This window comes from Vitreimonas sp. (assembly GCF_035627415.1).
Lineage (GTDB): Bacteria > Pseudomonadota > Alphaproteobacteria > Caulobacterales > Aquidulcibacteraceae > Vitreimonas.
Genome location: NZ_DASPLU010000016.1, coordinates 24,520 through 49,917, shown reverse-complemented (window position 1 = coordinate 49,917; position 25,398 = coordinate 24,520). Strand labels below are relative to the sequence as shown.

Annotated in this window: 28 protein-coding genes, 1 tRNA gene and 1 pseudogene; 14 read left to right on the top strand and 16 right to left on the bottom strand. The window is 65.7% G+C overall.

Going from position 1 to position 25,398, the window contains the following annotated elements; translation table 11 throughout:
* The first annotated feature begins 223 nt into the window (after window positions 1-223).
* Window positions 224-1,096, top strand: a complete 873-nt coding sequence (locus tag VEA80_RS10920; protein ID WP_325060769.1) for a ParA family protein — start codon at window positions 224-226, stop codon at window positions 1,094-1,096.
* Complete coding sequence (locus VEA80_RS10915) at window positions 1,093-1,620, top strand: hypothetical protein (RefSeq protein ID WP_325060768.1); 528 nt, start codon at window positions 1,093-1,095, stop codon at window positions 1,618-1,620. The genes VEA80_RS10920 and VEA80_RS10915 overlap by 4 nt, the downstream gene beginning before the upstream one ends.
* A 19-nt stretch (window positions 1,621-1,639) precedes the next feature.
* Here VEA80_RS10915 and VEA80_RS10910 read toward each other — a convergent pair whose 3' ends face one another.
* Window positions 1,640-2,632 carry a glycoside hydrolase family 5 protein gene (locus VEA80_RS10910; protein ID WP_325060767.1) on the bottom strand — a complete coding sequence of 331 codons (993 nt, stop codon included), beginning with the start codon at window positions 2,630-2,632 and terminating at the stop codon, window positions 1,640-1,642.
* A gap of 106 nt (window positions 2,633-2,738) precedes the next feature.
* On the opposite strand from VEA80_RS10910, the gene VEA80_RS10905 reads away from it, so the two are divergent.
* Together VEA80_RS10905 and VEA80_RS10900 are read left to right on the top strand one after the other, a co-directional pair.
* Entirely contained in the window at window positions 2,739-4,736 is a 1,998-nt protein-coding gene (locus VEA80_RS10905) for an acetyl/propionyl/methylcrotonyl-CoA carboxylase subunit alpha (RefSeq protein ID WP_325060766.1), read from the top strand.
* A 43-nt stretch (window positions 4,737-4,779) separates the two neighbouring features.
* Window positions 4,780-5,679, top strand: coding sequence for an alpha/beta hydrolase family protein (locus VEA80_RS10900; protein ID WP_325060765.1), 900 nt, complete (start codon window positions 4,780-4,782; stop codon window positions 5,677-5,679).
* Between the two features lie 10 nt (window positions 5,680-5,689).
* Here the strand turns inward: VEA80_RS10900 and VEA80_RS10895 are convergent, their stop codons facing one another.
* The 9 genes from VEA80_RS10895 to lipB all read right to left on the bottom strand — a co-directional run bounded on the left by VEA80_RS10895 (window position 5,690) and on the right by lipB (window position 13,487).
* Entirely contained in the window at window positions 5,690-6,166 is a 477-nt protein-coding gene (locus tag VEA80_RS10895) for a nuclear transport factor 2 family protein (protein ID WP_325060764.1), read from the bottom strand.
* Window positions 6,167-6,241: 75 nt separating this feature from the next.
* On the bottom strand, window positions 6,242-7,039 hold the full coding sequence (locus VEA80_RS10890) for an AraC family transcriptional regulator (protein WP_325060763.1): 798 nt from the start codon (window positions 7,037-7,039) through the stop codon (window positions 6,242-6,244).
* Window positions 7,040-7,054: 15 nt separating this feature from the next.
* Window positions 7,055-7,444, bottom strand: coding sequence for a UrcA family protein (locus tag VEA80_RS10885; protein WP_325060762.1), 390 nt, complete (start codon window positions 7,442-7,444; stop codon window positions 7,055-7,057).
* Window positions 7,445-7,541: 97 nt separating this feature from the next.
* Complete coding sequence (locus tag VEA80_RS10880) at window positions 7,542-9,617, bottom strand: TonB-dependent siderophore receptor (protein WP_325060761.1); 2,076 nt, start codon at window positions 9,615-9,617, stop codon at window positions 7,542-7,544.
* 87 nt (window positions 9,618-9,704) lie between these two features.
* The gene (locus tag VEA80_RS10875; RefSeq protein ID WP_325060760.1) at window positions 9,705-10,862 is read right to left on the bottom strand and encodes a pectin acetylesterase-family hydrolase; all 1,158 of its coding nucleotides are present in this window, start codon (window positions 10,860-10,862) and stop codon (window positions 9,705-9,707) included.
* Window positions 10,863-10,960: 98 nt separating this feature from the next.
* Complete coding sequence (locus tag VEA80_RS10870; RefSeq protein ID WP_325060759.1) at window positions 10,961-11,869, bottom strand: hypothetical protein; 909 nt, start codon at window positions 11,867-11,869, stop codon at window positions 10,961-10,963.
* Window positions 11,870-12,021: 152 nt separating this feature from the next.
* Entirely contained in the window at window positions 12,022-12,420 is a 399-nt protein-coding gene (locus VEA80_RS10865; protein WP_325060758.1) for a hypothetical protein, read from the bottom strand.
* A 154-nt stretch (window positions 12,421-12,574) separates the two neighbouring features.
* On the bottom strand, window positions 12,575-12,733 hold the full coding sequence (locus VEA80_RS10860; protein WP_325060757.1) for a hypothetical protein: 159 nt from the start codon (window positions 12,731-12,733) through the stop codon (window positions 12,575-12,577).
* Between the two features lie 70 nt (window positions 12,734-12,803).
* Window positions 12,804-13,487, bottom strand: a complete 684-nt coding sequence (gene lipB, locus VEA80_RS10855; RefSeq protein ID WP_325060756.1) for a lipoyl(octanoyl) transferase LipB — start codon at window positions 13,485-13,487, stop codon at window positions 12,804-12,806.
* Between the two features lie 53 nt (window positions 13,488-13,540).
* On the opposite strand from lipB, the gene VEA80_RS10850 reads away from it, so the two are divergent.
* The 5 genes from VEA80_RS10850 (at window position 13,541) to VEA80_RS10830 (ending at window position 17,284) form a co-directional block, all read left to right on the top strand.
* Window positions 13,541-13,798: a FliM/FliN family flagellar motor switch protein gene (locus VEA80_RS10850; protein ID WP_325060755.1), complete on the top strand. Its 258-nt coding sequence runs from the start codon at window positions 13,541-13,543 to the stop codon at window positions 13,796-13,798.
* A gap of 136 nt (window positions 13,799-13,934) precedes the next feature.
* Complete coding sequence (locus VEA80_RS10845; RefSeq protein WP_325060754.1) at window positions 13,935-14,417, top strand: peptidase S1; 483 nt, start codon at window positions 13,935-13,937, stop codon at window positions 14,415-14,417.
* A gap of 78 nt (window positions 14,418-14,495) precedes the next feature.
* The gene (locus VEA80_RS10840; RefSeq protein WP_325060753.1) at window positions 14,496-14,978 is read left to right on the top strand and encodes a peptidase S1; all 483 of its coding nucleotides are present in this window, start codon (window positions 14,496-14,498) and stop codon (window positions 14,976-14,978) included.
* A gap of 117 nt (window positions 14,979-15,095) precedes the next feature.
* A tRNA-Leu gene (locus tag VEA80_RS10835) sits at window positions 15,096-15,180 on the top strand.
* Window positions 15,181-15,325: 145 nt separating this feature from the next.
* A complete protein-coding gene (locus VEA80_RS10830; protein ID WP_325060752.1) occupies window positions 15,326-17,284 on the top strand; it encodes an adenylate/guanylate cyclase domain-containing protein in 1,959 nt (652 codons plus the stop codon).
* Here VEA80_RS10830 and VEA80_RS10825 read toward each other — a convergent pair.
* Complete coding sequence (locus VEA80_RS10825) at window positions 17,281-17,676, bottom strand: DoxX family protein (protein WP_325060751.1); 396 nt, start codon at window positions 17,674-17,676, stop codon at window positions 17,281-17,283. The genes VEA80_RS10830 and VEA80_RS10825 overlap by 4 nt on opposite strands.
* A gap of 55 nt (window positions 17,677-17,731) precedes the next feature.
* Complete coding sequence (locus VEA80_RS10820) at window positions 17,732-19,060, bottom strand: hypothetical protein (protein WP_325060750.1); 1,329 nt, start codon at window positions 19,058-19,060, stop codon at window positions 17,732-17,734.
* A gap of 158 nt (window positions 19,061-19,218) precedes the next feature.
* On the opposite strand from VEA80_RS10820, the gene mgtE reads away from it, so the two are divergent.
* Together mgtE and VEA80_RS10810 are read left to right on the top strand one after the other, a co-directional pair.
* The gene (gene mgtE / locus VEA80_RS10815) at window positions 19,219-20,610 is read left to right on the top strand and encodes a magnesium transporter (protein WP_325060749.1); all 1,392 of its coding nucleotides are present in this window, start codon (window positions 19,219-19,221) and stop codon (window positions 20,608-20,610) included.
* A 39-nt stretch (window positions 20,611-20,649) separates the two neighbouring features.
* Entirely contained in the window at window positions 20,650-20,838 is a 189-nt protein-coding gene (locus VEA80_RS10810; protein ID WP_325060748.1) for a hypothetical protein, read from the top strand.
* 2 nt (window positions 20,839-20,840) lie between these two features.
* On the opposite strand, the gene VEA80_RS10805 is transcribed toward VEA80_RS10810, so the two are convergent.
* Window positions 20,841-21,035 carry a hypothetical protein gene (locus tag VEA80_RS10805; RefSeq protein ID WP_325060747.1) on the bottom strand — a complete coding sequence of 65 codons (195 nt, stop codon included), beginning with the start codon at window positions 21,033-21,035 and terminating at the stop codon, window positions 20,841-20,843.
* A gap of 207 nt (window positions 21,036-21,242) precedes the next feature.
* Between VEA80_RS10805 and VEA80_RS10800 the strand changes: the two genes are divergently transcribed.
* The 3 genes and pseudogenes from VEA80_RS10800 to VEA80_RS10790 all read left to right on the top strand — a co-directional run bounded on the left by VEA80_RS10800 (window position 21,243) and on the right by VEA80_RS10790 (window position 23,699).
* A complete protein-coding gene (locus tag VEA80_RS10800) occupies window positions 21,243-22,430 on the top strand; it encodes a lysozyme (protein ID WP_325060746.1) in 1,188 nt (395 codons plus the stop codon).
* Window positions 22,431-22,565: 135 nt separating this feature from the next.
* A pseudogene (locus VEA80_RS20445) lies at window positions 22,566-22,742 on the top strand (DUF3008 family protein); the annotation flags it as partial.
* Window positions 22,743-23,201: 459 nt separating this feature from the next.
* A complete protein-coding gene (locus VEA80_RS10790) occupies window positions 23,202-23,699 on the top strand; it encodes a lysozyme inhibitor LprI family protein (RefSeq protein ID WP_325060744.1) in 498 nt (165 codons plus the stop codon).
* 3 nt (window positions 23,700-23,702) lie between these two features.
* Here the strand turns inward: VEA80_RS10790 and VEA80_RS10785 are convergent, their stop codons facing one another.
* The 3 genes from VEA80_RS10785 to VEA80_RS10775 are packed head-to-tail and all read right to left on the bottom strand — an operon-like array spanning window position 23,703 to window position 25,362.
* On the bottom strand, window positions 23,703-24,275 hold the full coding sequence (locus VEA80_RS10785) for a hypothetical protein (RefSeq protein WP_325060743.1): 573 nt from the start codon (window positions 24,273-24,275) through the stop codon (window positions 23,703-23,705).
* A complete protein-coding gene (locus VEA80_RS10780) occupies window positions 24,272-24,793 on the bottom strand; it encodes a hypothetical protein (RefSeq protein WP_325060742.1) in 522 nt (173 codons plus the stop codon). Before VEA80_RS10780 ends, VEA80_RS10785 begins: the two co-directional genes overlap by 4 nt.
* A gap of 2 nt (window positions 24,794-24,795) precedes the next feature.
* Window positions 24,796-25,362 carry a hypothetical protein gene (locus tag VEA80_RS10775; RefSeq protein ID WP_325060741.1) on the bottom strand — a complete coding sequence of 189 codons (567 nt, stop codon included), beginning with the start codon at window positions 25,360-25,362 and terminating at the stop codon, window positions 24,796-24,798.
* Window positions 25,363-25,398: the final 36 nt, after the last annotated feature.

Sequence of the window (25,398 nt, the reverse complement as noted above, 5' to 3'; positions counted from 1 at the left end):
CGCCGGTATCGCGCACGGCGCTTGAACCGGAGCTGAAACGAATGTTTGGACTGCAGCCGCGTTCGGCTACGGCACGGTTGGCGCGATTGTGGCCGCAGCGCGGCTTATCCCGAGCTGCGGTAGCCGCGAACTGCGCGCATGGCTTGACCGTCATTCACCAAAAACTAACCGTCGCGGCCGACCGTCCGTCGTTCGGCACAACACGCTTTGAAGAGGGGGCAGCATGCCCGCGCGCATCGTTTCGGTGATCAACATGAAGGGCGGCGTCGGCAAGTCGACGACGACTGTTTCGCTGGCCGAAACGCTCGCGCATCACCAGCGCCGGCGCGTGCTGGTGATCGACCTCGATCCTCAGACCAACGCCTCGATCATGGTGGCCGGCCCCGAGAAGTGGAACGGCATGCGCGAGGCCGAGCGCACGCTCGATTTCTACTTCGAAAGCTACATCGTTCAGCAGAAGGCCAAGCCCTTCAAAACGCTGATCGAGAAGCAGGTCAGCGACCTGAAGGGCAAGCCGGATGTCGCGCTCTGCGCCTCCGCGCCGGAATTCCGCATCGTCGAGCGCGACATGATCGAGAGCTTCGTCAAGCGCGGCTTCCAGATCGACATGATCCAGAAATGGATCCTCGAGCGTTTCGCTAACGGCTTGAAGACGGTCATCAACGATTACGATTACATCCTGATCGACTGCCCGCCCGGCATCTCCCTGTTCGCGGAAGCGGCCTTGATCGCCGCCGATTGCATCCTGGTGCCGTCGATCCCGGATTATGTCTCGCGGCTCGGCCTCATCACCTTCCGCAAGCGCGCGCTCAGGCTGATCAACGAACGCCGCGGCGGGCCTTCGCAGCTGATGGTGCTCGCCACTAAATACGACGAGACTTTTTCTCTGCACCGGTCCGAAGCCAGCCTGCTGAAGGACAATCTCGGCGAAGCCATGTTCGATGTGCGCATCCCGCAGCATGTCGACATCGCCAAGGCGGCGGAATGGTCCGAAACGCAGCGCACGTTTGAGCAGAAATACGGCGCCATGGCCAAGGTGATCAAAGCGCTGGGCGAGGAATTCCAGTCCAAGGTGGAGCTCGCGCCCGCTCTATGAGCCTCAACAAAACGCTCGACCGCCTGTTCGATGAAATTCGCCGCGAGGCGAAGCGCAACCCCGACTTCGCCGATCGTCTAGACGCGGTCCTCCAACGCCACGACAGCCGGAGAGACGTCCCGGATGACGTGCTGGCAGACGTGACGAACTCCTCCCCCGCGAGCGGGGGAGGTGCTGAGCGAAGCGAAGCGGAGGGGGAGGTCGCCCAGAAAGCGAAACGCCGCGCCGCCCCCCTCAGTCAGCCTGCTGCGCAGCCTGACAGCTCCCCCGCGAGCGGGGGAGCAGCGAAGAAGCCCGCGCCGCCCGCGATCAATCCCGCCGGCCTCTACAAAAAAGAAGGCGATGACGCGCTCACCGCCGCGCTCGTGGCGCTCGACGCTGCTGCGCTGCACGCGCTCGTCTCAGAACACAATCTGGATCCCGCCGGCGAAACCGCAGCCATGGACGAGGCCGAGCTCGTCGCCCACATCGTCGCCCAAGCCAAGCGCCGCGCCGAACGCGACGAGAAGATGTTCGATTATTGAGGCGCGGACGCGGAGCGTGTCACCCAAACAGCGCGTCCAGCATGTCCGGAATGAACCGGCCGCGCTCGCGGTCCCAGATCGGGAAGGCGCCGGCGAAATCCCAGGCGCACCAGCCCATCTCGTTCGCTTCGCACGCCGCGCGCACCGTTCGAGTCCAGGCGGCGCGCTGCTCCAGCGGGACAGCCATGTTCACGCCGAACTCGCCGAGCTGCATCGCATGACCGCGCGACGCCCCCCAGCGCGCCGCGCGTGCAATGTGTTCTGCGATCTGCCGCTTTTCGGCGTCCGAGCCCCAGGCGCGATCATAGCGCGGCGCGCTGTCGCCCAGCCATTCCGCGTCCTGGTGCGTGAACGCATGCGGCTCGTAATAGTGTGCGCTCACCGCCACGTTCGCGCCCTCGGGCGGCGACCAGTTGCGCAGCGCCTCGATGTTCTGCCAATTGCCCGGCCCGAACACGACGAGGCGCGTCGGGTTGCTCTCGCGGATCGCCGCCAGCGCATCGCGTTGAAGCAGCGCCAGCGCCTCGCCGCGCCAACGATCGCCGTTCGGCTCATTGAGCGGTTCGAACACCAGCGCATCGGGATGCTGGTTGTAGCGGCGCGCGATCTGGCGCCAGAGGGCGATGAAGCGCCGGCGCTGGCCCTCGGCGTCGGCGATCAGCGCATCGAAGTGGTGCAGGTCGAGCTGCACCTTGAGGCCTTGCTCCAAGGCCTGGTCGATCACGGCGTCGACGCGGCGGAAGAAGCGCGGATCGATCGCGAACGGCGCCTCCGCCTCGGCGTGCGCGTCCCAGCGCACCGGCAGCCGCACGCCGTCGAAACCGGCCTCGGCGATCGCGGCCAGGTGCGCGCGCTCGATCCGGTAGCCCCAGTCGCCTTCGTTCGGGGCTTCGAGCGCGTTGCCGAGGTTGACGCCGCGGCGGATCGGGAACTGCGCTGTCGGCGCATCGCTTTCCGCCGCGCCGCAGCCGGCCAGCGCCACAGCGCCCGCGATCCACTCACGCCGATTCATGCGGGCAGCCTAACGCGGCGTCGGCGAACCTGGGAGAGCCGCCTGTCGCACGATCGGCCCGCGGAGCAGTTTGCGCGCCCGCGGAAACCCGCTAATCACGCCTTCAATGTTCGATAAGATCCTGATCGCCAACCGCGGCGAAGTCGCCGTCCGCATCATCCGCACCGCCCGGCGCATGGGAATCAAGACGGCCATCGTCTTCTCCGAAGCCGACCGCGACAGCCTCGCCGTCGACATGGCCGACGACGCGGTCTTCATCGGTCCCTCGCCCGCGGCGCAGTCTTATCTGGTCATCGACAAGATCGTGGCCGCCGCCAAGCAAACCGGAGCCCAGGCGATCCACCCCGGCTTCGGCTTCCTCTCGGAGAAGGCCGAGTTCGCCGATCGCCTGCTGGCCGAGAAGATCACCTTCATCGGGCCCAATCCGGGGGCGATCCGCGCGATGGGCGACAAGATCGAGTCGAAGAAAACCGCGGCGGACGCCGGCGTCTCCTGCGTGCCCGGCTTCATCGGCGAAATCGAAGGCGTCGAGCACGCCGTGCAGATCGCCGAAGAGATCGGCTATCCGGTGATGATCAAGGCGAGCGCCGGCGGCGGCGGCAAGGGCATCCGCGTCGCGTACAATCGCAAGGACGTCGAAGAGGGCTTTCCCGCCGTGCGCGCCGAAGCCAAGGGCGCGTTCGGCGACGACCGCATCTTCATCGAGAAGTTCGTCACTGCCCCGCGCCATATCGAAATCCAGGTGCTCGGCGACAAGCACGGCAATGTCGTGCACCTGTTCGAGCGCGAGTGCTCGATCCAGCGCCGCAACCAGAAGGTCATCGAAGAGGCGCCGTCGCCGCTCCTGGATGAAAAGACGCGGATGGCGATGGGCGAGCAGGCGGTCGCACTCGCCAAGGCCGTCGACTACGACAGCGCCGGCACGGTCGAGTTCGTCGCCTCCGGCGCCGACAAGAGCTTCTACTTCTTGGAGATGAACACGCGCCTTCAGGTCGAGCATCCGGTCTCGGAGATGATCACCGGGCTCGATCTGGTCGAGCAGATGATCCGCGTCGCCGCCGGCGAGAAGCTCGCCTTCAAGCAGAAGGATTTGAAGATCAGCGGCTGGGCCATCGAGAGCCGCATCTATGCGGAGGACCCGTACCGCAACTTCCTGCCTTCGATCGGGCGGCTCAAGACCTATCAGGCCCCGGCCGAAGGCAAGCAGGGCGCGATCACGCTCCGCAATGAAACCGGCGTCCGCGAGGGCGACGAAATTTCGATGTTCTACGATCCGATGATCGCCAAGCTGATCACGCATGGTCCCACGCGCATCGCCGCCATCGACGCGCAGGCCGCCGCGCTCGACAATTTCCTGATCGAAGGCATCGCCGAGAATATCCCGTTTCTCGGCGCGGTGATGGAGGAGAAGGACTTCCGCAAGGGCGATTTCACCACCGCCTACATCAAGCAGAAATTCCCCGATGGGTTCGAGGGCGTGCCGCCCACGAAAGCGCAGGAGAAGCTGCTCATCGCCTCGGCGGCCGTCGCCCGGTCCTTCACCGCGCGCCGCGCCACGCAGACCAGCGGCCGCGTCACCCCCGCCAATGGCTGGCAGCGGGATTGGGTCGTCATTCTCGACAAGGTGCATCACCTGACGCACGTCGATCTCGACGAGAAGGGCGCCGACGTCTTTATCGACGGCAGGAAGCATCGCTTCGACACCGAGACGCGCCCCGGCGCGCGCATTATCATCGGCGCCTTCGACGGCCAGCCATTCGCCGTAAAGATCAAGACGGCGCCCGAGGGCTACACGCTACGCCTGCGCGGTGTGACCGCCCGCGCCACCGTTGCGACGCCGCGCGGCGCGGATCTGCACAAGAAGATCCCGGAAAAGCAGAAGGCTGACACATCCAAGCTGATCGTCTCGCCGATGCCCGGCCTGGTGATCTCCATCGATGCGAAGGCAGGCCAGGACGTGAAAGCGGGCGAGGGCGTCGCCGTCGTCGAAGCGATGAAGATGCAGAACATCATCCGCGCCGAACGCGACGGCGTCATCGCCAAGGTCCACGTCGCCCCCGGCGCAAGCGTCGCGGCGGATGAGGTGATGATTGAGCTGACTTGAACGGAGCTCTTCCCTATTTCATTGTCTGGCCGAGAGGGGGCTCATGAGTAGCAAGCTGTCACGACGCGCGGCGATGACTGGATTGGGCAGCGCCGCTTTTTTGGGTTGCGCGCAGGCGCAGACGACGCCCACGCGCACGACGTCCGGTTTGCGCATCAAGACGACCGACTATGCCGTTGATCGTCAGGCGTTTCAGACGCGGCTGTTGCGCCGCACACCCTCGCCGCAGCCTTACGGCGTCGATCGCGTGCCCAGCGGTGTGCGTGAAATCCATTATCCATCCGGTGATCTCCGGCTGAAGGCGTGGTTTGCGCGCCCTGCGTCGGCGCCAGAGCAGGCGCCTCTGGTTGTCTTTGCGCACGGAGGATTTGCCTTTGGCGCCGAGGATTTGGACATGGCGCGGCCGTACCTTGCTGCAGGGTACGCTGTGGCGGTGCCGTGGGTGCGGGGCGAAAATGGCCTGCCAGGCGCCTTCTCCATGTTCTACGACGAGGCGGCCGACATCATTGCGGTCACCGAGTTCCTGAAAACGCAGGCCGGTATCGACAGCGAGCGCATCTATCTGGCTGGACACAGCGTCGGCGGGACGTTGGCGATGCTGGCGGGGCAGGCGTCGTCGAACTACCGCGCCGTGGCCTCGTTCTCAGGATCGCCAGACCAACTCTTGTTCTGCCGCGAGTATGCGCAGATCACACCGTTCGATCTTAACGACTTGGCCGAGAGCGAGATGCGATCACCGCTTTCCTATGCCGCCAGTTTCAAGGCGCCGGCGCGCTTGTTCTATGCGCAGGGCGAAGTCTACGGTGAAGACACGCAGCTGATGGCGCGGATCGCCAAAGCCGCCGGGTTGGACGTCGAGGCTCTCGCCGTTCGTGGCGATCATTTCACGGCCGTTCCGGAGGCGATGCGTCAGAGCATCGAATTTTTCCGATTGCATTCCTGATCGTCGCCGCTCAGCGCGGCGGCCCGCCTTCCGGAACCACAGGCAGCGCCAGCGAAGCTTGGCCGAAGGCGTAGCGCCAACCCTCTGGCGTACGCACATAGGTGTCGCTGAACCAGAGCCTGCGGTCGAACGGCTGTCCGTTGCGCGTGCCCTTGAGCCAGAGTCGGGCGGTGACGATGGCCGTGTTCGGTCCGTACATGCGCACGGTCTGCGTGCCCTCGTCTTCGACTTGGCGCTCGTAGATGAATTCCTGCGTCCGCGCCAATTCAAGCAGGTCTTCGCGCGTGTGCACTGCGCCCGTGCCGACGACAAGGATCATGTCCTCGTGCAGAATCTCGGCCATCGCCGCTGCGTCATTGCGCTCGACGGCGGCCTGATAAGCCGTATCGATCGCGGCGATCTCGCGCCGAGGATCTTCGGCGCCGCCCGCGGCGCCAGTGCTAAGCGCGGCGGCAAGAATTGGGAGAGCGGCGAAGCGGAAACGCATGATACGGCCTCGGGGTTGAACAGTGAGGTCTTTTAGGCCGCGTTTGGCGCGCGCGCTTGCGCTTTCCTGCCAATCTCAAGCGAACAGGCGCGACGGCGCGTCGCCGAAGCGGCGCGCGAAGCTCCGGCTGAAATGGCTGAGATTATTGAAGCCGCAGGCATAGCACGTCTCGGTCACGCTTCGGCCCTCGCGCAGCATCGCGCGGGCGGCCGTCAGGCGGCGCTCGAGCAAATAACGGTGCGGCGGCGCGCCGATTAGTTCGATGAATATGCGCGAGAAGTGAAACATGCTCATGCCCACTGACCGTGCCAAGTCGGAGACCGTCAGCTCTTCGGCATAGTCGCGATCAATGCGCTCACGCACATGCTCAACGCGCTCGGCGTACCAAGCGAATTTGTGCTCGCTGAAAAGAGATGTTCCTGGCGCTTCCGGCGTTTCGCGAAAGATCGCAGCCGCGAAGTACTCCGCCGCCATAAAGGCGCGGCTCTCGATTGCGCGGCGCAAACCCCAGCGCAGGTACCGAACTCTGTTCGTCCCCGGCAACACTGGCCGGCCCGCTCTGGCCCAGCTTCGCTGGGAATCGAAGCCATCTTCGGCCGAACTGAGATAGATAACTGAAAGACAGGTGTCGTTGAAGCCTTTGCCTTGAAAGCCGGCTCGAAACCTCATGCCTGGATGGCTCAACATCACGTCGCCGGCATTGACCCGCCAACGGCCTTCGCCAACGTGAAGATCGAACGTGCCTTCTTCGACGAAGCTCGCGCGGAAGGCGTTGGCGACTTCTTCGTACGCCTGGTCCTCATGTTCGACCGGATGGTCGAAGCGATAAATGCTGATCTCGGGGGAGGACCAAAGCGAGACAATGCGGGCCACTGGCGCAGCTCTCCGTCACGATGACCGGCCGCGCCCGATCTCGCCGGCGCGCGCCCGCCGCTGCGCATAGTGCGCGTTGACGCGCGGCGCATCAAGCCGCGCCAGCGTCTCCGTCATGGTGCGCTCATAGCAACTGCGATAGGCCCGCCGCGCAGCTGAGAACTGCTGCAGGAAAGAGCCGCCGCAGACGATCTCTACCGCATGGTCGAGCCGGCGCAGGAGCCGCCGAGCGCCTGCGTCGGTGGAGAGGTCGAGATCGTGGACGCGCACCCGTACGGATCGGTCAGTAACGCTGTGAGCGTTCGCCGGCGGACTCGGCAGAAGGTTAAGGGCGAGGCAGGCGCCGGCCAGCATCGCGGCGCAGCGCTTTTTCAGCAACAGGCGTACGGCAGTTCTGACACTCATGACGTCCCCTCACGCGATCAATGCGAGAGGGGTAGTCGAAGCCGAACATCGGCCGCTTGCGCTTTTTTGCTATTCCCTGTGGCCGTTCGCAGGCGCCTTAGAACCGCGCTCGCAACGTCACGCGGGCCGCGGTCGGCGAGCCCGGAGTGATGTTGTTGTCGCTGTGAGCGGTGCTCCAATATTCTTCGTCGAACACGTTTTCGACGTTGAGTTGCGCCTCGACCTGATCGGTGAGCGCCACAAACAGCGCTGCATCGACGCGCGTGAACTCCGGCAGCGTCACGCTGTTGTTGATCGAAGCGAACATCTCGCTCTGGTGCGTGATGCCGATACCGATTCCGAAGCGCGGCGTGAAGCGCACCATGTTCCAGAGCGAGAACGAATGCTCCGGCGTCAGCGGCACGACGCGGCCTGCGGGGACGGAGGTCGCTTCGGTGATCTCGACGTTCTGCCACGCGTAGCCGCCGGCGATTTGCCAGGAGTCGCTGACTTGGCCGGCGAGGCCGAGTTCAAAACCTTCGCTGCGCTGCGCGCCGGTGAGCACGGTCACGCCCGGCGCGGGGCTGTGCTGGGTATTGGTGCGGTCGAGCTGATAGATGGCGGCGGTCAGCGCAAGCTCGGGCAGCACGTCCCACTTGAGCCCGAGTTCGATGTTCTCAAACTCCTCCGGTTCTAGATTGGCAGTCGTGCCGCTGAGCGAGGCGAACTGGTCGCCCGATTGCGGCAAGTAGGAAACGCTGTAGCTCGCATAGAACGAGAGCGGCTCGATCGGCCGGTAAATGACACCCAGGCGTGGCGACAAGAGGTCGTCGCCGCGGCTGAAATCGTTGACCGAGAGGCGGTTGTCGTAATCCAGATCGAAGCGGTCGAAGCGGACCCCGGCGATCACTTGCCACTGATCCGAGAGCGCAATCTGATCCTGCAGGTAAAGCGCCGCCACATTTGCGCGGACGTGGCTATCCGTCTGCAGCCCGGCCGGGATGACGCCCGTCGCCGTCGTGGTCGGATTGGTCACGTTGACCGAGCCGAGGCCGGTGAAGTTCTGCGACCGCGTCGCATCGGTGACCTGATGGCCCAGCTCGAAGCCGGTGAGCACTGTGTGCCGCATGCCGAGGGCCTCAGTGCGCCAAATGAGATCGGTTTGGCTGAAGAGGTTCTCGCGCTCCGTGCCGCTATTGTAGCCGCTGAGCGTGACATTGCCTGCGCCATTCACCGCCGACCCGGCGAAGATGTTCTGATAGAACTTGTAATACTCGCCGACTACGAGCCTGCTGCGCAGTTCGAGATTGGCGCTGAGATCGTGATCAAGATGGATGTTGATCAGATCGACTTCCGTTTCGGCGTAACTCGCCTCGGGATTGCCGAAGAAAGCCGAGCGGCTGTCGTCCCACGGACGGCCGTTTTCCGAGGGTACGCCGCGATCGACAGTGCGGTCGTCGTCGAAGTGCTCGTAGCCGACGCGCAGCGTCGTGCTTTCGGCGAGCCGGAACGCGGTGGTGGGGTTGAGGCCCCATCGCTCGACCGAGACGAAGTCGCGGTAAGAGTCCGACTGCTCATAGACGCCGTTCAGCCGGAACGCCGCGGAATCACCGAGCGCAGCGCCGAGATCCAACGTTCCCCGGTATTGCTCGTGGGAGCCGAGGGTGAGCGCGAGGTCGTGCGAGGGTGAGAAATCGGCCCATTCGGTCACGCGATTGATGACGCCGCCGCCGCCGCCGCGGCCGAAGATCATCGCGTTAGAGCCCTTCAACACCTCAATACGCTCGGCATTGTAGAGGTCGCGGAAATACTGGACGTCGTCGCGTACGCCATCGACGAAGAAGTCGGCGGTCGAGCTGTTGCCGCGCAAAGTCGGCGCGTCGCGGTGGCCTTCGCCCTGGCCCATGGTGACGCCCGGGACATAGCGCACGACATCGGCCATCGAGCGCATTGCCTGATCTTCGATCAGGTCGTTGGTGATGACCGTGACCGATTGCGGCACGTCCCGCAGCGGCGTGTCTGTGCGCGTCGCGGTGGAGGTCTCGGCTTCGCCGTAGGCAGGGCGGCGACCGACCACAGTGATGGGCTCTTCTTCAGCCGCCATTTCCGCGTACGCCGGCCCTGCGCCGAATACGGACAACATCGTGCTCGTCAGGATCACCGCCCGGCGAGCCGCGCTTTTGCGCTTCTTCATCCCCACGCCCCATGTAATTGCGAGGCGTTAGCAATATCAGGCTGCGATTGAGTGGCAAGCGCGAAAGCGCCGCATGCGACGAACCGGTCAGAACTGGCAGTGCTCGGGCGGACGAAGGCAGTTGGCGCAAGCTTTGTTGGCCCAGCCGGCGGCGTCCGATTGCAGGGCCGCGGCCAACCACTCGGCGAACGGCATGCCGCCGCTGCGCTGGCTGTAGAACAGTGGCGAGCGCAGGATCGTGTGCGTCTGGCCGCTCGCCAGATAGGAGCGGAAGTTCGGCGCCTGTTGGCGGCGCGTGAGATCGCCCGTCATCTTCGCGCTCCAGGTCCGGCACGCCTGTGGCACGCCCATCAGCGCGTAGAAGGCCGTCTGGGTGATGTCCTGCGCCGTGGTGTATTGGGCGAAGCGGTCCTGCGGGTAATGCGTCGCCAGGAGACCCACAATGTCCTCGTCAGCGGTGATCGCGCCATCGGCGCCGAACACGTTCTGAGGCAGTTGATAGCCCCAGCTCGCGTTGCGGACATTGAGGAAGTCCCGCGTCGTCACGCCCTGGCCCGCATCGCCAAGCATCAGCGCGCGGCCGCCGGGGAACGCCTCGCGGATGCGGGCGAAGTGTGTGGCGGCGCCGTACGCGCCGGCGCTCGATCCCGCCACCAGGATCTGGTCCGGCGCGGCGAAGTTCTGACGCACCCACTCCAACACGATGCGGAAATTGTCCGCGCCGCGGTGTTCGATTTTGAACTCCTCGCCTGTGTCCGGATCGGTGTAAGTCGCCGTGTTCGAACCGGAGTGCACGTCGCCAGTGCAATAGGGCACGAACACGAAGCTCCAGTCGCGAACCGGATTGCGCGGGTTGTCGAGGTCGAACAGCCCCGACATCGCGCTCGGGTCGTCGCCGGGGATCAGCTCCGCTTTGTAGAAGCCGTCCTCTTCACCGCGACCGGAGGCGAGGCGCGGCACCGAGCAGGTGAGGTTGTCCCAACAGGCGCCGCCGCCGTCGAAGAACACGACGAGATTGTTGCTGACGCCGCGCCGCGCCCAGAACTTGAAGGCCGGGTCGGCGCCGGGCGCGTCCGAGCAGGTCGCCTCGAGCGTTTCACCATCGATTGTCACTGACTGAGGCTCGCGCTCGACCCAGCCGCCGGCTTCGGCCGGCAAGGGGTCCGCGACCGGGGTCGCGTCGGCGAGGCTCGCGCCGCCGCAGGCGCTCAGCGTCAGTGCGACAGCCAGGATCAGGACTCTCATGCGGTCTCCGAAAGTAGCGTCTGCTACATGCCGACTGATCATGCAAAAAAAGAGGCCGCGGGCGGGCCGCGGCCTCTGACTTTTGCGTGTTCCGGCGATTAGGGCGTTGCGGCGCCGCTCATCCGGCGCGCGATCTCGCGCTCCTGCTGCTCGGCGTTCGCCGCATTGCGGGTGGTGCGGTAGAGCCCGTCGAGATAGGCGAGGTCCCATTGCGTCATTTCGGCGACTGGCTCGCCGTTCTGTGTGAACAGGTTAAGGATGCTCGGAAAGCCGGACGTGTCGGCGCCCGGGTCGATCTGAGCGAGCGCAACCATCGAGATGTAATCGGCGAGGGCTGCGAGCTGCGCGCCGCCGACGCGACGCGCGTCAACGATGATGATCGCCCGTCGCAGATCTTCGCGAGTCTCGCTGCGCAGACGCGTGCCGGAGGCGCGTTGCACCGGCGCATTCTCCATGCCTCCGTTCGATGCATCGCCCGCGAGCGAAAGTCCGTCGGCCGTCATGGTGTGCGAGACGTGCCACCACCGGACCGGTGCGCCGGAACGGAGGAACGTGTCGTTGAACGCCGCCTGGCCGAGCGTGGAGACGTTGGTCTCTTGGTAATAGGCGAACATCTGCCGGTCTTGTTCGAACATCCGCTCGGCGACTTCATCGGAGTTCTGGGTGAAGATCACCGAGACGTTGGCCTGACAGCCGGGTTCGCCGGGCTGAATGCCGACCGCCAGCGCCCGACGCGCGATACGGTCGGCCACGAATTCGGCCTGGCGGCGCGGCAATCCCGCCAAGCTCGTACAAATGCTGGTGTCCCAGCGCGGCAGTTGGTCCGCCATCGGCGACGCGACGGAAACGCGGTCGACAAATTGTTGCACGCGCTCGGACGATTGGCCGGTCACGATGATCGGGTCAGCCTCCGTAGCTTCCGCCGCGTGCGCGGGCAGCGCGGCGATCGAAGCGAAACACAATGCCGCAGCAGCGGTCACGAGCGTGCGAGAGCTCAGCTCGAGCATGTTCTCCTCCTCCGTCTTCCTCGCTTGAGATGCCGCCGACGGCGATCGTGGATGCATGCCTGTCGTGCTTTTCCTCAAGCGGGCGCCGCGCTCAAATGCGAAGCGGAGACCGTAGCATACGGCCTCCGCTCCAATTTCGTGCTTCGCTTCGTCTATGCGTTCCGCTTCTTGGTCGCGTAATCGAAGATCGCGAGCAGCAGGAAGGCTAAGCCGACTGAGCCAAGCAGCACCGCAGGCACCGACATGCCGCGGATCACGTCGCCGTCCGGATCGTATTCGTTGATGAGGAAGCCGGCGGCGACGAAGCCGCCCGCGAGCGCCAGCAAGATGACGCCGTTGCCGAGGCTTTTGCGGGCGCGGTTGCCTTCGTCGAGCATGTTCTGGGTCAGCTGTGAGACGAGGGACGGCTCGAGGGCCTGACCGCGCGCCATGGCTTGCGAGATGAGGTCGTGCGCCGAGCGTTTGGTGCGCTCCTTGGCCAGCACCGGCACCAGGATCACGGCGGCGAGAAAGGCGAATAACGTAAACGGGACAAACACGTCGGGACTCATTGTCGGCTCCATAGCACCCGGGGACTTCGCCCCATTGCCGACACAGATGCGCGCAGCTGCGGGTTTGGACGCAGGCGCCTGGAAATTGCGACAAACGGCAAAAAAAGGCCCGCCGAGCAGGCGGGCCGGAAGGCGTTCACAAGGGGTGTCGGGCTCAGGCGCGGACGGCGATGCGGTCCGCCGGCGGCCGCGCTTGCGGGCGCTGCTCTTGCGGCGCAGTGCGGCCGCTGACGAGATCGACGCCGTCATAGCGCGCGAACCACTCTTCGACGCTGAGACGCTTAGCGGTTCTGTCTGCCGGCGCTTTCGTCATTTCGCTTCACCCTCGATCTGCTGTCGAGATGATGGGCGTTGGCTGTCTGGATGCAATTAAGACAGGCGCACTACGCCGGAGGCGCCGCATCTTCGGTTAGGCCGAAGATGCGATGGAATGACGCGCGCAAGGCCGCATCGGCGTCGCTCATCGTCACCGGCAAACCCAGATCGACAAGGCTGGTGACGCCAAATTGCGGCGCGCTGATTCCGCATGGCGTGATGCCCGAGAAATGTTCCAAGTCGGGTTCCACATTGAAGGCGATGCCGTGGAAGCTCACCCATTTGCGCAAGCGCACGCCGATCGCGGCGATCTTGTCTTCGCGCGCCCAGCCCGGTCCTTTGCGTTCGACCCACACGCCGACGCGGCCATCGCGAATTTCGCCCTTCACGTTGAAGCGTTCGAGCGCGCCGATGATCCAATGCTCGAGATCGGCGACGAAGCGCGTCACATCGCGTCCGCGCTTGCGTAGGTCGAGCATCACATAGGCCACGCGCTGTCCGGGACCGTGATAGGTGAACTGACCTCCGCGTCCCGTTCGGAAGACGGGGAAGCGATTCGGATCGAGCAGGTCCTCGTCCTTGGCGCTGACGCCGGCGGTGTAGAGCGGGGGATGTTCCAAAAGCCAAACGAGCTCGTCCGCTTCGTCAGCGGCGATCGCGGCGGCGCGCGCCTCCATCGCCGCGACCGCCGCTTCGTAGGCGACCAGGCTGGTCGACACCGCCCAGCCAATCCGCTCCGCCGTTTCGTTCACGCGCCCGCAACCCTTTCGCGTTCGACTAGAGCGGAATCACATGGGGCCGTCACGTGTCCGATAAAAGCCAAGTCCATCGCGTCAGTATCGAACTCTCGGTCGTCCTGGGGCGCTGCCACATGCCGATGCAGCAGCTCCTGCGGATGGGGCGGGGCGCGGTGATTCCGCTCGACACCAAGGAAACGGACGAGCTCTGGATATTGGCGGCAGGCCATCCGATCGCCCGCGGCGAAATCACCATCCAGGGCGAACGGTTGTGCATTACCGTGACCGAACCGGCCGACGTGCACGAATTCAACGCCGCCGCGTAATTAGTACTTCGTCGGCAGGGCCGAATTCTTTTTGCACTGGACGGAATCTTACGTTCCTGTTCATGTGCCGCTCAGGCTGGGCGCGGCAGCATTACCGCACGCGTCAGAGCCGACGCGGATCACACGGGGAAACCACATGTCGCCTATCGCACGCATCTTCGCCGCCGGCGCGGCTATCGCCGCCTTGTCGACGGCCGGCATCGCGGCTGCTCAGAATTACGGCCTCAACCCTGCGTACGGCACGGTGAACCTCACCGCCGGCTTCACGCCCGACCCGTATGTCGTCAACGTCGCCTCCGGCGGCCGCAACGACGCGTCGCAAACGGTGTCGAGCTCCTGCCGCGGTTTCATCGCCGAAGCGCCGGATGTCCGCCTGAACTATCGCTCCGGCTCGCTGCCGCTGATCATTTCGGTCAACTCGAGCGCCGACACCACGCTCGTCATCAACGGCCCGGACGGCTCCTGGTATTGCGATGACGATGGCGGCGTGAACGGCCTCAATCCGGCGATCCGCTGGAATTCGCCGGCGTCCGGCCAGTACGACATCTGGATCGGCACCTACGGCAACGCCTCCAACCAGCCGGCTCAGCTGAACATTTCCGAAGTCGGCAGCCAATAACCTGATCCGATCGACGGCCGGAGCCCAAGCTCCGGCCGTTGTGTTTCCGGCGCGCCCAACGGGCGCAGAGGGGGAGCTATGAATCTTCCGCGTACGCTTGCGGCCGCCGCCGCCGCTATAGCCTTGTCCGCTTGCGCCACGGTTCCGAGCGGGGGCTTGGACTACAACGCCAACCCGAACTACGGCACCGTGACTCTGCAGGGCGGCTTCACGCCCGATCCTTACAACGTGAACCTTCGCGCCGGCGGCGACCGCAGCGCCGAAGCGCTGAGCTCTTCGTGCCGCGGCATGATCACCAATGCGCCGGACGTGCGGCTGTTCTTCCAGCCGGGCTCGTTGCCGCTGATCATTTCAGTCAATTCCGGCTCGGACACCACGCTCGTCGTCAACGGCCCGGACGGCTCCTGGTATTGCGACGACGACGGCGGCGTGAACGGGCTGAACCCGGCGCTCCGCTTCAACAGCCCGCAGAGCGGCCGGTACGAGATCTGGGTCGGCACCTATTCCAGCGGCTCGACCCAGCCGGCTACGCTGAGCATTTCCGAAATCTACAGCAACTAGGGCCGCAGAGCCTCGCATATGGGCAGGGCCGGGGCATACCCGGCCCTTGTTCGTTCGAGGCGGGTCTGCTAACCCCGCGCCCTCTCTACCCGGATGGGCTTTCGGCCCTCCAAACGTGCGCTCGTGGCGGAATTGGTAGACGCACTGCCTTGAGGTGGCAGCGAGTAAAATCGTGGAGGTTCGAGTCCTCTCGAGCGCACCAGCCTTCGCTCGCGAAGCGCGGGACGGCCGTTCGTCGTAGTCGGCGGGTGGGGTGCTGAGCAAGTTCGCCGTCTTCCAGAGAGGTTAAGTGGCCGGCGTGGGTTGCCACAGGCGCCGCCCTGTGTTGCCTTCCTACCGGAGGGGACATGGGGCAGTCCGGCAGGAAGCGCGTCGCCGCAATTCTGGCCATCGACATGGCCGGCTTCTCCGCGCGCGCGGAGATGGACGCCGCCGCTGCCGCGAGCGCCGTCAACGGCCTGCAAGCGCGCGTGCGCGCCGCCGCGGCCGCCCATGATGGGCGCGTCTTCTCCACCGCCGGTGACGGTTTCATGTGCGAGTTCGCCGCCGCCAGCGAGGCGGTCGCCGCCGCGCTCGACATTCTCACCGATGCGCCCGCTGACGCGCCGCCCGCGCGCATCGGCGTTCACCTCGGCGAGGTGTTCGAGCAGGAGAGCGGCGATCTGCTCGGCCATGGCGTCAACGTCGCCGCGCGGCTCGAACAGCTCGCCGCGCCCGGCACGGCGCTTATGTCCGCCGCCGCGGCCGCGACCGTGCAGGGCGAACTGCGCGACAGGCTGGTGAGCCAAGGCCGGATCGCGCTCGACAAACTGAACGAGACCGTCGAAGCGTTCGTACTCGATCCGGCCGCGAAAGGCGGACGCGTGCGCAAGCCGCGCCGCAAACGCGCGATGCTGCTTGTCGGCGCGCTCGCGGCCAGCGCGATCGTGGTCGCGGGCGGCGGAGCGCTTTGGTCCGCGGGCATTATCGGTCCGAGCCAAGAACAGCGCATGGAAGCGGCGCTCGAAAGCCCAGAAGCGCGCGCCGCCATGACGCGCGCTCTGATCGAGCAGCTGACAGGAGAGGGCGGCGATGCGCCCAGCGAGGGCGCGCTGACGGCGATCTCCTATTTGCAAGACTCCACGCTCGCCGAAGATCAGCAGGCTTTCTCCTTGCTGCGCCGCGGTGAGCGCGAGCGCGCCGTGCGCACGCTCGAGGACTACGGCCTGCGCAGGCAGCAAGCGGGCGACATCGTCGAGGCTGAGCGCGCCTTCTTGCGCGCGTCGTTCTTGGCGCTGTTCATCGACAATGAGTCGGCGCTGCGGCTCTCGCGCCGCGCGTTCGCGGCTAATCCTGCCTCCGTTCCCGCCTTCGAACGCGTTGCGATATCGACCGCGCGGACGGAAGGCTATCCCGCAGGCCAGGCGTACGCGGCGCGAACGGCCGAGACTGCGGCGGGCCCCGTCGCCGTCTATGCCCAGTTGATGAGTGCGTTCCTATTGGTCTCGCTTTCAAGGCCAGAAGCGGCGCGGCAGGCATGGCAGGCGGCGCGTCCAGGCGTGGCGCGCTATCGCGACAATCTGATGATCCAGCAAATGGACACGCAAACGCTCGCCTACATCGCCTCGGCGGAAGGCAATCTGCCAGAGGCGCAGCGCGCCATCGCCGAGTCGAGGGCCATCGCACGGCGCATGCCGGGTGAAGGTTGGCGCGGTGAATTGGCCGAGGTTGGCGTGCTCCTCGGGCTCGGCGATTACGAAGGCGTTTGGCGCGCCACAACCGAGTATCTCGCCATGCGCGAGGCGCGCGGCTGGCCAGGCTCGCACTCGCACTTGGTGAACGCGTGCTACACCGGTCTCATCACCAATCGCGTCGCTGAAGTCGCGCCGTACTGTCGCGCCGCTGGCCGCATCACCAGCGACCCGATTTACGCGCAGCAAGTCAAAGCTAGTTTCGCGATGGCGGAGGGACGCCTCGACGATGCGCGACGCGAAATCGATGCGGTTGCGCTGGTGCCGCAAACCACGTTCATGCCCTCGGACCAAGCCAATCTCGCCTTGCTGGAAGCGGAATACGCCGTTCGCCGCCGCGACTTCCCCGACGCCGACCGCCACTTCGAGAACGCGATTCGGCTCACTCGCGAGATCATGCCGGCGAGCCTGCCGGATAGCTTCCGCATCATGGGCACAGTCGAGCTGCAAGTCGGCCGCGCCGCAGAAGGTTGCGCGCATCTCGCCGAAGCCGTGCGCGAGTATCGCGCCCTCGGCGCCGAACCTGGCATCCGCGAAGTCGGGGCGCTCATGCGCACCAGCGGCTGCCCGGCTTAGGCGTGGTTGCGTCGCCACGGAAAGATCGCCCGCACCTTCTCGTCGCGCAGCCACAGCCCGCCCCACATAATCAGTCCGAGATAGATGCTGAACAGCGTGTGGCTGAAGAGCGGACTTTCGGCCCGGATGTGCGTCGCCATCGCGCCGCCGAACAGGGCCATGAAGAGCACCGCGCCGAGCACGCTGGTCGGGCGATAGAGATAGAGCGCCGTCAGCGTCAGCTCGACCACGCCGATCCAGAATGCGTGACCTGGCGGCCAGCCGAGCTGCGCCATGGTTTCTTCAGCCACCGGCATCTGCAGCAATTTCGGCGCAACCGAAGCGCCGAGCATGAACAGGGCGAACAGCCCCGTCAGCACCCGCCCAATCCAAACCGGAGCACTCGCTTTCATCGTCATCTCCCGTCTTGCGCCCAGAGGACGGACGGGAGCCGAGCGATCCTACATCTCAGCCGATTTTCAGCCGCACGAACGCCATCGCCCCTTGCGGGTCGCCGTCATAGCTCGGCTCCAGCGCATCGCTGACCCAGTGCTGCTGCGCCAAGGCGCCGACGCCAAAGACCGCGTGCTCGTTGATGCGGAAGTCCCGGATCGCGCCAAGGCTCAGCCGCGCAACGTCTTCCACCGGGCCGTGATGCGCGCCGAGTTCATCCGTCTCGATCGCCTCGCCGCGCGCGAAGAAGGTCCAGCGGTCGTTCGGATGCAGCGCCGCTTCGGCGAGCCAGGCTTCGAGCGAGACACCGTCGCTGCGCTCCTTGTTGGAGTATGCGAGGGTCGTCGACCACCAGGCGGCGTCGCCGAGCGCGCGCGTATAGATGCCGCTCGCCGACCAGCGCTCTTCATCGTCGTCAGGATGCAGCGCTTCAGGGCTTTCGACGTCGGCCCAAGATGTTTGAAGCGAGAGATTGTCGGTCGGATTCCAGGACAGCCGCAACGCCGTCGAATCGAGCTCGCCCGTCTCGATGTCGTAGCGCTCTTCGTCCGGTTCGCGGCCGCGGAATTGCGAGGCCTCGAACTTCCAGTCGCCGCGCACGTAGCCGAGCGTCACCACGCCGAACGTGATGTGCGTGGAATCGAACCAATGGTGCGTGATCGGCGCCTCCGGCGAATCCATCGCCGCCATGCGGTGCATGAAAGCCGGCGGACCGAACGCCGGCTCGCCGGGCAAGCCGCCATAGATGAACACCGAGGAATCGGGGCCAATCCGGTGCGCGTATGACGCCGACAGCTCCATGAAGAGATCGTGCGGATGCTGGCGATCGACCAGCGGATCGACGCCGTTCGCCGTCTCGCCGGCCGCCAATAGCAGCGGATAGCCGCTCGCGCCCATGAACGGATCGGGCGACAGCATCGCCCGCAGATTCAGCGCGCCGGCGCTGAAGTCGCGCCGCGCCGCGCCCATGATCATGCCGGCGACAAACCGCTTCTCGTCGCCGCGCGGACCTTCCTGCCACGCATAGACGCCGTTCAGCAGCACGTGCCCCATCAACATCCACTCGTCGGCCTGCGCGTGCACGCCGCCATGGCTCGACACGTCCGGTTGCCACGCCGTCCCCGACGCATCCCGGCCCATGGGGTAGGGACCGTAAGCCCCCGTCATTGCGCTCATGTCGTGTCCGGCATGATCGTCCTGCGTCTGCGGCGCGGTTCTATGCTGATGCTCCGAATCGGTCTGCTGCGCCGGCGCGTGGCCCTCGTGCCCTGCGTGCGGATCCTGCGCCAAAGCTGGGCTCGCCATCAGGAACAGAGCGGCTGGCGCGGCGTAGCGGAGTTTCATCGGAGCGGCCTCATTCTGAGCGGTGCGCAGCTTCATAGCGCGATCAGACCGCCAATTTCCTAGCGCCGGATTGACGCGCGCGAAAACAATGCTTGACCTGCGCGCCAACGCGGCGTTTGGGGAGGCGTCACGCCACTCCCAGCGCGAAGCGACGGCCGATGAGCACCGAAACCGAACCGGCGGCCGCCGAACAGACGCGTCGGCCGCCCTCCGAAGACCCACACTTCATCGCCAGCGTCGTCGGCGCCGCCGGCGATCACGACGCGCCCCTGCTGCGCCGCTTACTAGCCGGCCTCGACACGCCCGATCTGGCCGACGTCATCGAACACGTGCCGCTCGAAACGGCGCTCACGATCGCCCGGCTCATTGGACGGGAGCTGCCGGTCGAATTGCTGGCCGACCTTTCCTGGGAACGGCGCGAGCAGGTGCTCCCTGAGCTGCCGCCTGAGTTCGTCGGCAAGGCGCTCGGCGAGCTCGACACCGACGACGCCGCCGCCGTCGCGGCTGATATCGACGAAAAGCAGCTCGGCCAGGTGCTCGCCGCCGCCGACGAGGACACCCGCCTCGCCGTCGAAGAGGCGCTGTCGTTCGAAGAGGAGACAGCTGGGCGCCTGATGCAGCGCGAGTATGTCGCTGCGCCGGAAGGCGATCGGGTCGGCGACGTGATCGACCGCATGCGCGCCGATTCCGCCGAACTGCCGGACGAGTTCTTCGAGATTTATGTCGTCGACGCCGCCATGCGCCCCATCGGCGCCGTGCGCGTGTCGAGCCTCATCCGCTCGCGGCGGGAGACGCCGCTACTCGACATTATGCGCTCGCCGCTGATCCTGATCCGCCCGGAGATGGACCAGGAGGAGGTGGCGCAGACGTTCCAGAAATATCACATGGCGTCCGCGCCCGTGGTCGACGAGGCGGGCCGGCTCACCGGCATGGTCACCGTCGACGACATCGTCGACGTCATCAGCGAAGAGAGCGAGGAAGACTTGCTGCGCCTCGCCGGCGTCAGCGAGGCGGCGCAGACCGACAGCGTGCTCCGCTCCGTGCGCGCGCGCGCGCCGTGGCTTCTGGTCAATCTCGGCACCGCCGTGATCGCGTCCTGGGTCATCAGCCGGTTCGAAGGCTCGATCGATCAGCTGGTGGCGCTCGCCGTCTTGATGCCGATCGTCGCCTCAATGGGCGGCAATGCCGGCACGCAGGCGCTCGCGGTCGCCGTCCGCGCCATCGCCGCGCGCGACCTGACCGAAGGGAACGCCGGCCGCTATGTGGTTCGCGAAACCATGACCGCCGTCTCCAATGGATTCATTTTCGCGCTGGTGCTCGCCGCCGTGGTCGCGATCTGGTTCCAGAACGGGCTGCTCGCCTGGGCCATCGCGCTCGCCATCCTGATCAACTTCGCCTGCGCCGGTCTCGCAGGCATCCTCGTGCCTCTGACGCTACGCCGGCTCGGCGCCGACCCGGCCGTGAGCTCCTCGGTTTTCGTGACGTTCGTGACCGACATCGTCGGCTTCTTGGCGTTCCTGGGCCTCGCGACCCTAATCCTGCTCAGCTGACGGCCGGGAACACCGTCCGCGCTCGGGCATTGCCCTCGGATGGAAGAGGCGGAACGCACGCGGCGGCTGAATGAATTGAAGCGGCGCCTGTTCGGTCCCGACATCGCCGTTTTGGGCGACCGCTACATGGCCTGTCCGGTCTGTGGACAGTTCTACGACGTGCAGGACTTCACGGAAGTCTACTACCACGACAACGAACCGCATCCGCCGATGAAGGCCGACGCGTAATGCTAAGCCTGCTTGGCGGCGCGCTGGTCCACTTGCACGCGCTTGAACGCGGGCACCGTGCGGCCCGACCATACTTCGAGGCGCGCGCCGCAATCGCCGCAATCGAAGCAGCCAATGTCCTTGATCGGCAGTTGGACCTCGCGGCGCTCGTAGCGCGCGCCGCAGGCACAATCGATGATTGTGGGATCGACTTTCATGCGGCGTCTTCGCGGTGATTCCCGAAGCGCCTATTTTACGCGTTCGCCCAGGCTGCGAACAGCGCCCACGCGCCCAAAAAATCACTAACGCCAATTCACCCTGAGCGCGCTTCGGTGGCGCCGCACTTGCCTCACAGGCGAAGTCCGCCCGCGCCACAGCCCCGAAACGGCACGGCCGGACGTGAAATGCGCCCGAAAGGCAAGACAATGACGTACGCTATTTCCACCGCCGGCCTCGAACTCGTCATGGAGTTCGAAGGATTTCGCGCCGAGCCCGCGCCATTGCCGGATGGAAATTGGGTGGTCGGCTACAGCCACGTGCGAGTCGGCCAGGGCGGCGCCGCCGTGACCCGAAAGGAAGCCGTGGACCTGCTGTCGCTCGACCTCGCGCCGGTGGAGCGCGTGGTGAACGCGTTGGTCACCCAGCCGCTTACGCAGTCCCAATTCGATGCGCTGGTTTCGTTCGCTTTCTCGATCGGCCTTGAAGCGTTCGCGCAGAGCCAAGTGTTGCGCCGCGTCAATAGCAACGATTTCGTCGCCGCCGCGTGCGCGATGGACGCCTGGCGCAAGATCGAGGTGAACGGCGAACTCGAGATCGCCGACGCTTTGGTCCGCCGCCGGGCCGCCGAGAAGGCGCTGTTCCTGAAAGAGACTTTCATCGAAGCCGCGCCGTCGGTGATGCTCCGCGCCAAGCTCGACCATGCCGCCTCGATTCTCGGCGCGCCGGTGAAGGCTGCGACAATGTCAGCGCGGCAGCCGCTGAACCAGCCCGCGTCCGTCGCCTCGAACGTCGTCGCATTCGCCACCGTCGCAAGCGCCGAGGAGCAGCCGATCATCGTGCAGGCGCCCGTGTTCGAGCCCGCGTTGCGGCTGACAGAGATTCTCAAGTCCGAGCCGCAGACCGAAGCGCTGTTGCTGACGCAAGTCGTCGCCAATGACGTCGACGCGGAGGAAGAGTCCGAGATCGTCACCGCGCACGCCAAGCCGGTCGCCCGCACGCTGGATGCTGTTCGCGAAGCCACGCGCAAGGCGCACGCCGAGCAGCAAAATAAGCGCAAACCGTTCTTCAGCTTCGCCAAGCGCGAGCCGAAGGAGGAAATCGTCGCCGTGAAGCCGGAGCTCAAGGTCGACCGCCGCATCCGCACCATGCGCCGCGCCGCCGAGGCGCGCCAGACTGGCGGCGCCGCGGTCTCTCACTCGGTCGAACAATTCGGTCTCGCCGCACTGCTGACCTTCGGCCTCGGCTTGATCGCGCTGGGCGGCTCGCTTCTGTTCAACGGCACGGGCGATGCGGTCGACATCTTCGCCGCCATTGGCGTCGTCACGCCGGGCGTGATCGCTACGCTGATGGCCGCGTACGGCTTCCGGCGCTCGCCGCGGCGGGCGGCCGTCTGACGCCGCACGAACTTACGCTGGTGAACCTCGAGAGGGCGGGAGCGATCCCGCCCTCTTTTCTGCCTAGACGTTAGCCGTTTCAGGAACAGCTGCTCCAAACGCAGAGTTTGCCCTGCTTCTGCAGGAGCGATCGCAATGCCAGCAAAATCCAAGGCGCAGCAGAAAGCGGCGGGCGCGGCTCTTTCGGCCAAACGCGGCGAGAGCAGGGTGGGCAACCTCAAAGGCCCCTCGCGCCAGATGTACGAGACGATGACGGAAGACCAGCTCGACGAGTTCGCCTCGACGGCGCGCCGCGGCAAACCCGATCACGTCCGCAGCGATGCGGCGCCAGCAGTCGCCAAGTCCGCCGCCAAGAAGTCCGGCGCGCGCGCGGTGAAATCGCGCCCGCGTACAATCGCGAAGAAGTCGGCCGCGAGCACGGCCAAAAAACGCACCAAGAAGGCGGCGACCAAGGCCAAGAAGGATCGCCAGCCCAAGCGGTCGCCGCCGCGGCGTTCGCCGACATAGCGGTTCGCTTCAACAGCCGAAGGGCCGCGAAGCGTTCGCCCCGCGGCCCTTCCATTGTCAGTCCCCTGACGGGGAGCGATCGATTAGGAGCGCGCCACCGACGAGGTGGTCCAAGCCTGCGACAATGCCCCTAACGAGTGACAATGAGACATGGATCACCTCCTTTCTTAAAACAACCCGGCAACGAGCCGCCGGAAAGCGCAAGATAAGATGCATCGCCCGATGTGAAAAGCGGGATGGCTAAAATGCGCTGCATCTGGCGTAATGCCGCCACCGCTCCGACGCGGGGAGGCGAAAATGCGGCGAATGCTGGCTTGTCTTGCCTTGCTTGCGGCTTGCGTAGCGCCGTCCGCGTCAGCCGATCCTTTCGAATCTGCCAGGCCCGAGCTGCTGCGCGCTTGCGTCAGCGCCGCCGGCGATTCTCGTGAAGCGCTGAACCAGTGCCTGGGTTCGCTCGCGCGCCCGTGCATCGCAGTGGAGGGCGCCAGCACGCACACTGATGTTTTGTGCTGGAGCGCAGAGGCCCACGAATGGCGCGTCCAAACCGCTGAGGCCATGCAGCATCTCAATCAAACGGCGACGCACCGTGATCCCGCGCGTCTCGCCACGGCCGACGCTGCTTGGGAGGCGTGGGCGGAAGCGGAGTGCGAATATTGGGCCTGGGAAGAGGGTGGCGGCGTCGGTGAGCAGGTTGATCGCGTGCGTTGCTACGCCCGCGTCACCGCCGAACGCGCCATCGACTTGATCCTGGCCGCACGCTGATTTTTACGGACGCCCAGGCGTCAACGAGCCGAGCAACGTCGCGCTGTCGCCGGCCATCGCCACGCAGGCGTTGCTCTCGGCGCCGTCAGGGTAACAGAACAGCGGCCCTTGCGCGCCGCGCGCGCCTTCGTAACGATTGCGCGGCGCCGCGGGCGTGAAGCCTGGCGGATTGCCGGCGCCGTTCGGCCAAGCGGGCAGGGTGTCCGCCGTCGGCGGCTCGGCCGTGTTCTGGATCCATGCTTCGAGGTCGGTGCGCAGGCCGGTCTGATCGTTGTTCGGATTGAACGCGAGCGGCACCTGGGCGACAGGATAATCGCGCGTGAACAGCACCTCGCCCTCGCGCGCGCGGATGCGGATGGTGGCGACGGCCGCGGCGCACGTCTCCCCCTGCGCCTCGGCTTCAATGACGTAGTATTGGCTGCCCACCGCAGACCAGTCGCGCGAAGCGACGGCGCTGCAGCCCGCTTGCGGCGCACTGGGCGTCACAGGAATCTCGGCCGTCTTGGTTTCCGGTTGCGGCGGTGAACACGCCGCCAGCGCAAACGCAATCACGACCAAGCCAGCACGCGTCATCATTCGGTCCCCTCGACGTCCCGTTCAAGCAATTGGCCAGCGCCTCCCGCCGCTGGCTCCCAAAACACGCACGTCTGCCGTGCTGTTCCGGAAAAGTGGCACAACATCGGCAGATTGCGTGCGCGCACGTCTTCGTATGTGAGTTGATTCAATGTCGTCTGGCCGGGGCTCAGCGTCTCCCAACCCGGCGCGGCGCTCGTCGTGGCGATCTCGGGACGCACCCACGCTTCGAGGAAGCTTTGCATATGCTCGCGCTCCTCCGCTTCGAACACTTCGCCGAAGCGATGCGAGAGCGGCGCGCTCCACGACCAGACCGGGTAGCCTTCGGCCGTGCGCACGACCAGCAGGCCTATCGCCTTGTCGCAGGAGGGGCCGATCGACTGTGCGAGGATGGTGTCTGGCGCTTCCGCGTCGGTGAAGGTGAACTCCTGCTGGTGCGAGAGATCGCAGCCGGTCGCGGTCTCGGCCGCGCGCTGGCACGCGGCGAGCGCCAGCAGCAGGGCGGCGAAAGCGATTCGCATCGTTATTCGTAAGCCACCATCAGCGCGGGCGCATGCGAAGTTGGATCGATGATCAGACATTGCGTCGCCTCCGGCGCGGCGGCGTAGCAGATCATCGGCAGATCGCGCGCCCGCAGCATCTCGTACGTTTCCCGATCGTAAGGCGTTTCGTAGACGAATGTCGTCGCGCTTGCGGTCAAGCTCGGGGCGCCTTCACGCCACTCCGGCAATCCGCTCGTGCGCGACGCCGTGACATCGGCCCAGGTGGTAAGAAACGACTCCATCTGCTCGCGCGTCACCTCCGGCGCGCCCTCCGGCGGAAAGCCGCCGCCGACGGTAAGATCGTGGTAGGTCGAGGAGAACACCCAGAGCGGATCGCCGTCGGCGTTGCGCGCGACGAACGTCACCGCTGCTTGCGCGCAGCTGGGGCCTTGTGCGCTCGTTGTGATCACATCTGGCGTCTGCGCTCGGCTCCAGGCCACTTCACGCGTCGCACTCAGTGCGCATTCCGAATTGATGCTTTCGGCATCGTCAGATCGCCCGCACGCGCTCAGCAGCAGCGCGGCGGCGGCCAGTACAAATCGGCGCATAACACCCCACTCGACTCGGAACACCATAACCGGCGG

What these genes read in the sequence shown, in the direction of transcription:
- VEA80_RS10920 (WP_325060769.1), top strand. Translation starts at nt 224, where the DNA reads ATGCCCGCGCGCATCGTTTCGGTGATCAACATGAAGGGCGGCGTCGGC.
- VEA80_RS10915 (WP_325060768.1), top strand. Translation starts at nt 1,093, where the DNA reads ATGAGCCTCAACAAAACGCTCGACCGCCTGTTCGATGAAATTCGCCGC.
- VEA80_RS10910 (WP_325060767.1), bottom strand. Translation starts at nt 2,632, where the DNA reads ATGAATCGGCGTGAGTGGATCGCGGGCGCTGTGGCGCTGGCCGGCTGC.
- VEA80_RS10905 (WP_325060766.1), top strand. Translation starts at nt 2,739, where the DNA reads ATGTTCGATAAGATCCTGATCGCCAACCGCGGCGAAGTCGCCGTCCGC.
- VEA80_RS10900 (WP_325060765.1), top strand. Translation starts at nt 4,780, where the DNA reads ATGAGTAGCAAGCTGTCACGACGCGCGGCGATGACTGGATTGGGCAGC.
- VEA80_RS10895 (WP_325060764.1), bottom strand. Translation starts at nt 6,166, where the DNA reads ATGCGTTTCCGCTTCGCCGCTCTCCCAATTCTTGCCGCCGCGCTTAGC.
- VEA80_RS10885 (WP_325060762.1), bottom strand. Translation starts at nt 7,444, where the DNA reads ATGAGTGTCAGAACTGCCGTACGCCTGTTGCTGAAAAAGCGCTGCGCC.
- VEA80_RS10880 (WP_325060761.1), bottom strand. Translation starts at nt 9,617, where the DNA reads ATGAAGAAGCGCAAAAGCGCGGCTCGCCGGGCGGTGATCCTGACGAGC.
- VEA80_RS10875 (WP_325060760.1), bottom strand. Translation starts at nt 10,862, where the DNA reads ATGAGAGTCCTGATCCTGGCTGTCGCACTGACGCTGAGCGCCTGCGGC.
- VEA80_RS10870 (WP_325060759.1), bottom strand. Translation starts at nt 11,869, where the DNA reads ATGCTCGAGCTGAGCTCTCGCACGCTCGTGACCGCTGCTGCGGCATTG.
- VEA80_RS10865 (WP_325060758.1), bottom strand. Translation starts at nt 12,420, where the DNA reads ATGAGTCCCGACGTGTTTGTCCCGTTTACGTTATTCGCCTTTCTCGCC.
- VEA80_RS10860 (WP_325060757.1), bottom strand. Translation starts at nt 12,733, where the DNA reads ATGACGAAAGCGCCGGCAGACAGAACCGCTAAGCGTCTCAGCGTCGAA.
- VEA80_RS10845 (WP_325060754.1), top strand. Translation starts at nt 13,935, where the DNA reads ATGTCGCCTATCGCACGCATCTTCGCCGCCGGCGCGGCTATCGCCGCC.
- VEA80_RS10840 (WP_325060753.1), top strand. Translation starts at nt 14,496, where the DNA reads ATGAATCTTCCGCGTACGCTTGCGGCCGCCGCCGCCGCTATAGCCTTG.
- VEA80_RS10830 (WP_325060752.1), top strand. Translation starts at nt 15,326, where the DNA reads ATGGGGCAGTCCGGCAGGAAGCGCGTCGCCGCAATTCTGGCCATCGAC.
- VEA80_RS10825 (WP_325060751.1), bottom strand. Translation starts at nt 17,676, where the DNA reads ATGAAAGCGAGTGCTCCGGTTTGGATTGGGCGGGTGCTGACGGGGCTG.
- VEA80_RS10820 (WP_325060750.1), bottom strand. Translation starts at nt 19,060, where the DNA reads ATGAAACTCCGCTACGCCGCGCCAGCCGCTCTGTTCCTGATGGCGAGC.
- mgtE (WP_325060749.1), top strand. Translation starts at nt 19,219, where the DNA reads ATGAGCACCGAAACCGAACCGGCGGCCGCCGAACAGACGCGTCGGCCG.
- VEA80_RS10810 (WP_325060748.1), top strand. Translation starts at nt 20,650, where the DNA reads ATGGAAGAGGCGGAACGCACGCGGCGGCTGAATGAATTGAAGCGGCGC.
- VEA80_RS10805 (WP_325060747.1), bottom strand. Translation starts at nt 21,035, where the DNA reads ATGAAAGTCGATCCCACAATCATCGATTGTGCCTGCGGCGCGCGCTAC.
- VEA80_RS10800 (WP_325060746.1), top strand. Translation starts at nt 21,243, where the DNA reads ATGACGTACGCTATTTCCACCGCCGGCCTCGAACTCGTCATGGAGTTC.
- VEA80_RS10790 (WP_325060744.1), top strand. Translation starts at nt 23,202, where the DNA reads ATGCCGCCACCGCTCCGACGCGGGGAGGCGAAAATGCGGCGAATGCTG.
- VEA80_RS10785 (WP_325060743.1), bottom strand. Translation starts at nt 24,275, where the DNA reads ATGATGACGCGTGCTGGCTTGGTCGTGATTGCGTTTGCGCTGGCGGCG.
- VEA80_RS10780 (WP_325060742.1), bottom strand. Translation starts at nt 24,793, where the DNA reads ATGCGAATCGCTTTCGCCGCCCTGCTGCTGGCGCTCGCCGCGTGCCAG.
- VEA80_RS10775 (WP_325060741.1), bottom strand. Translation starts at nt 25,362, where the DNA reads ATGCGCCGATTTGTACTGGCCGCCGCCGCGCTGCTGCTGAGCGCGTGC.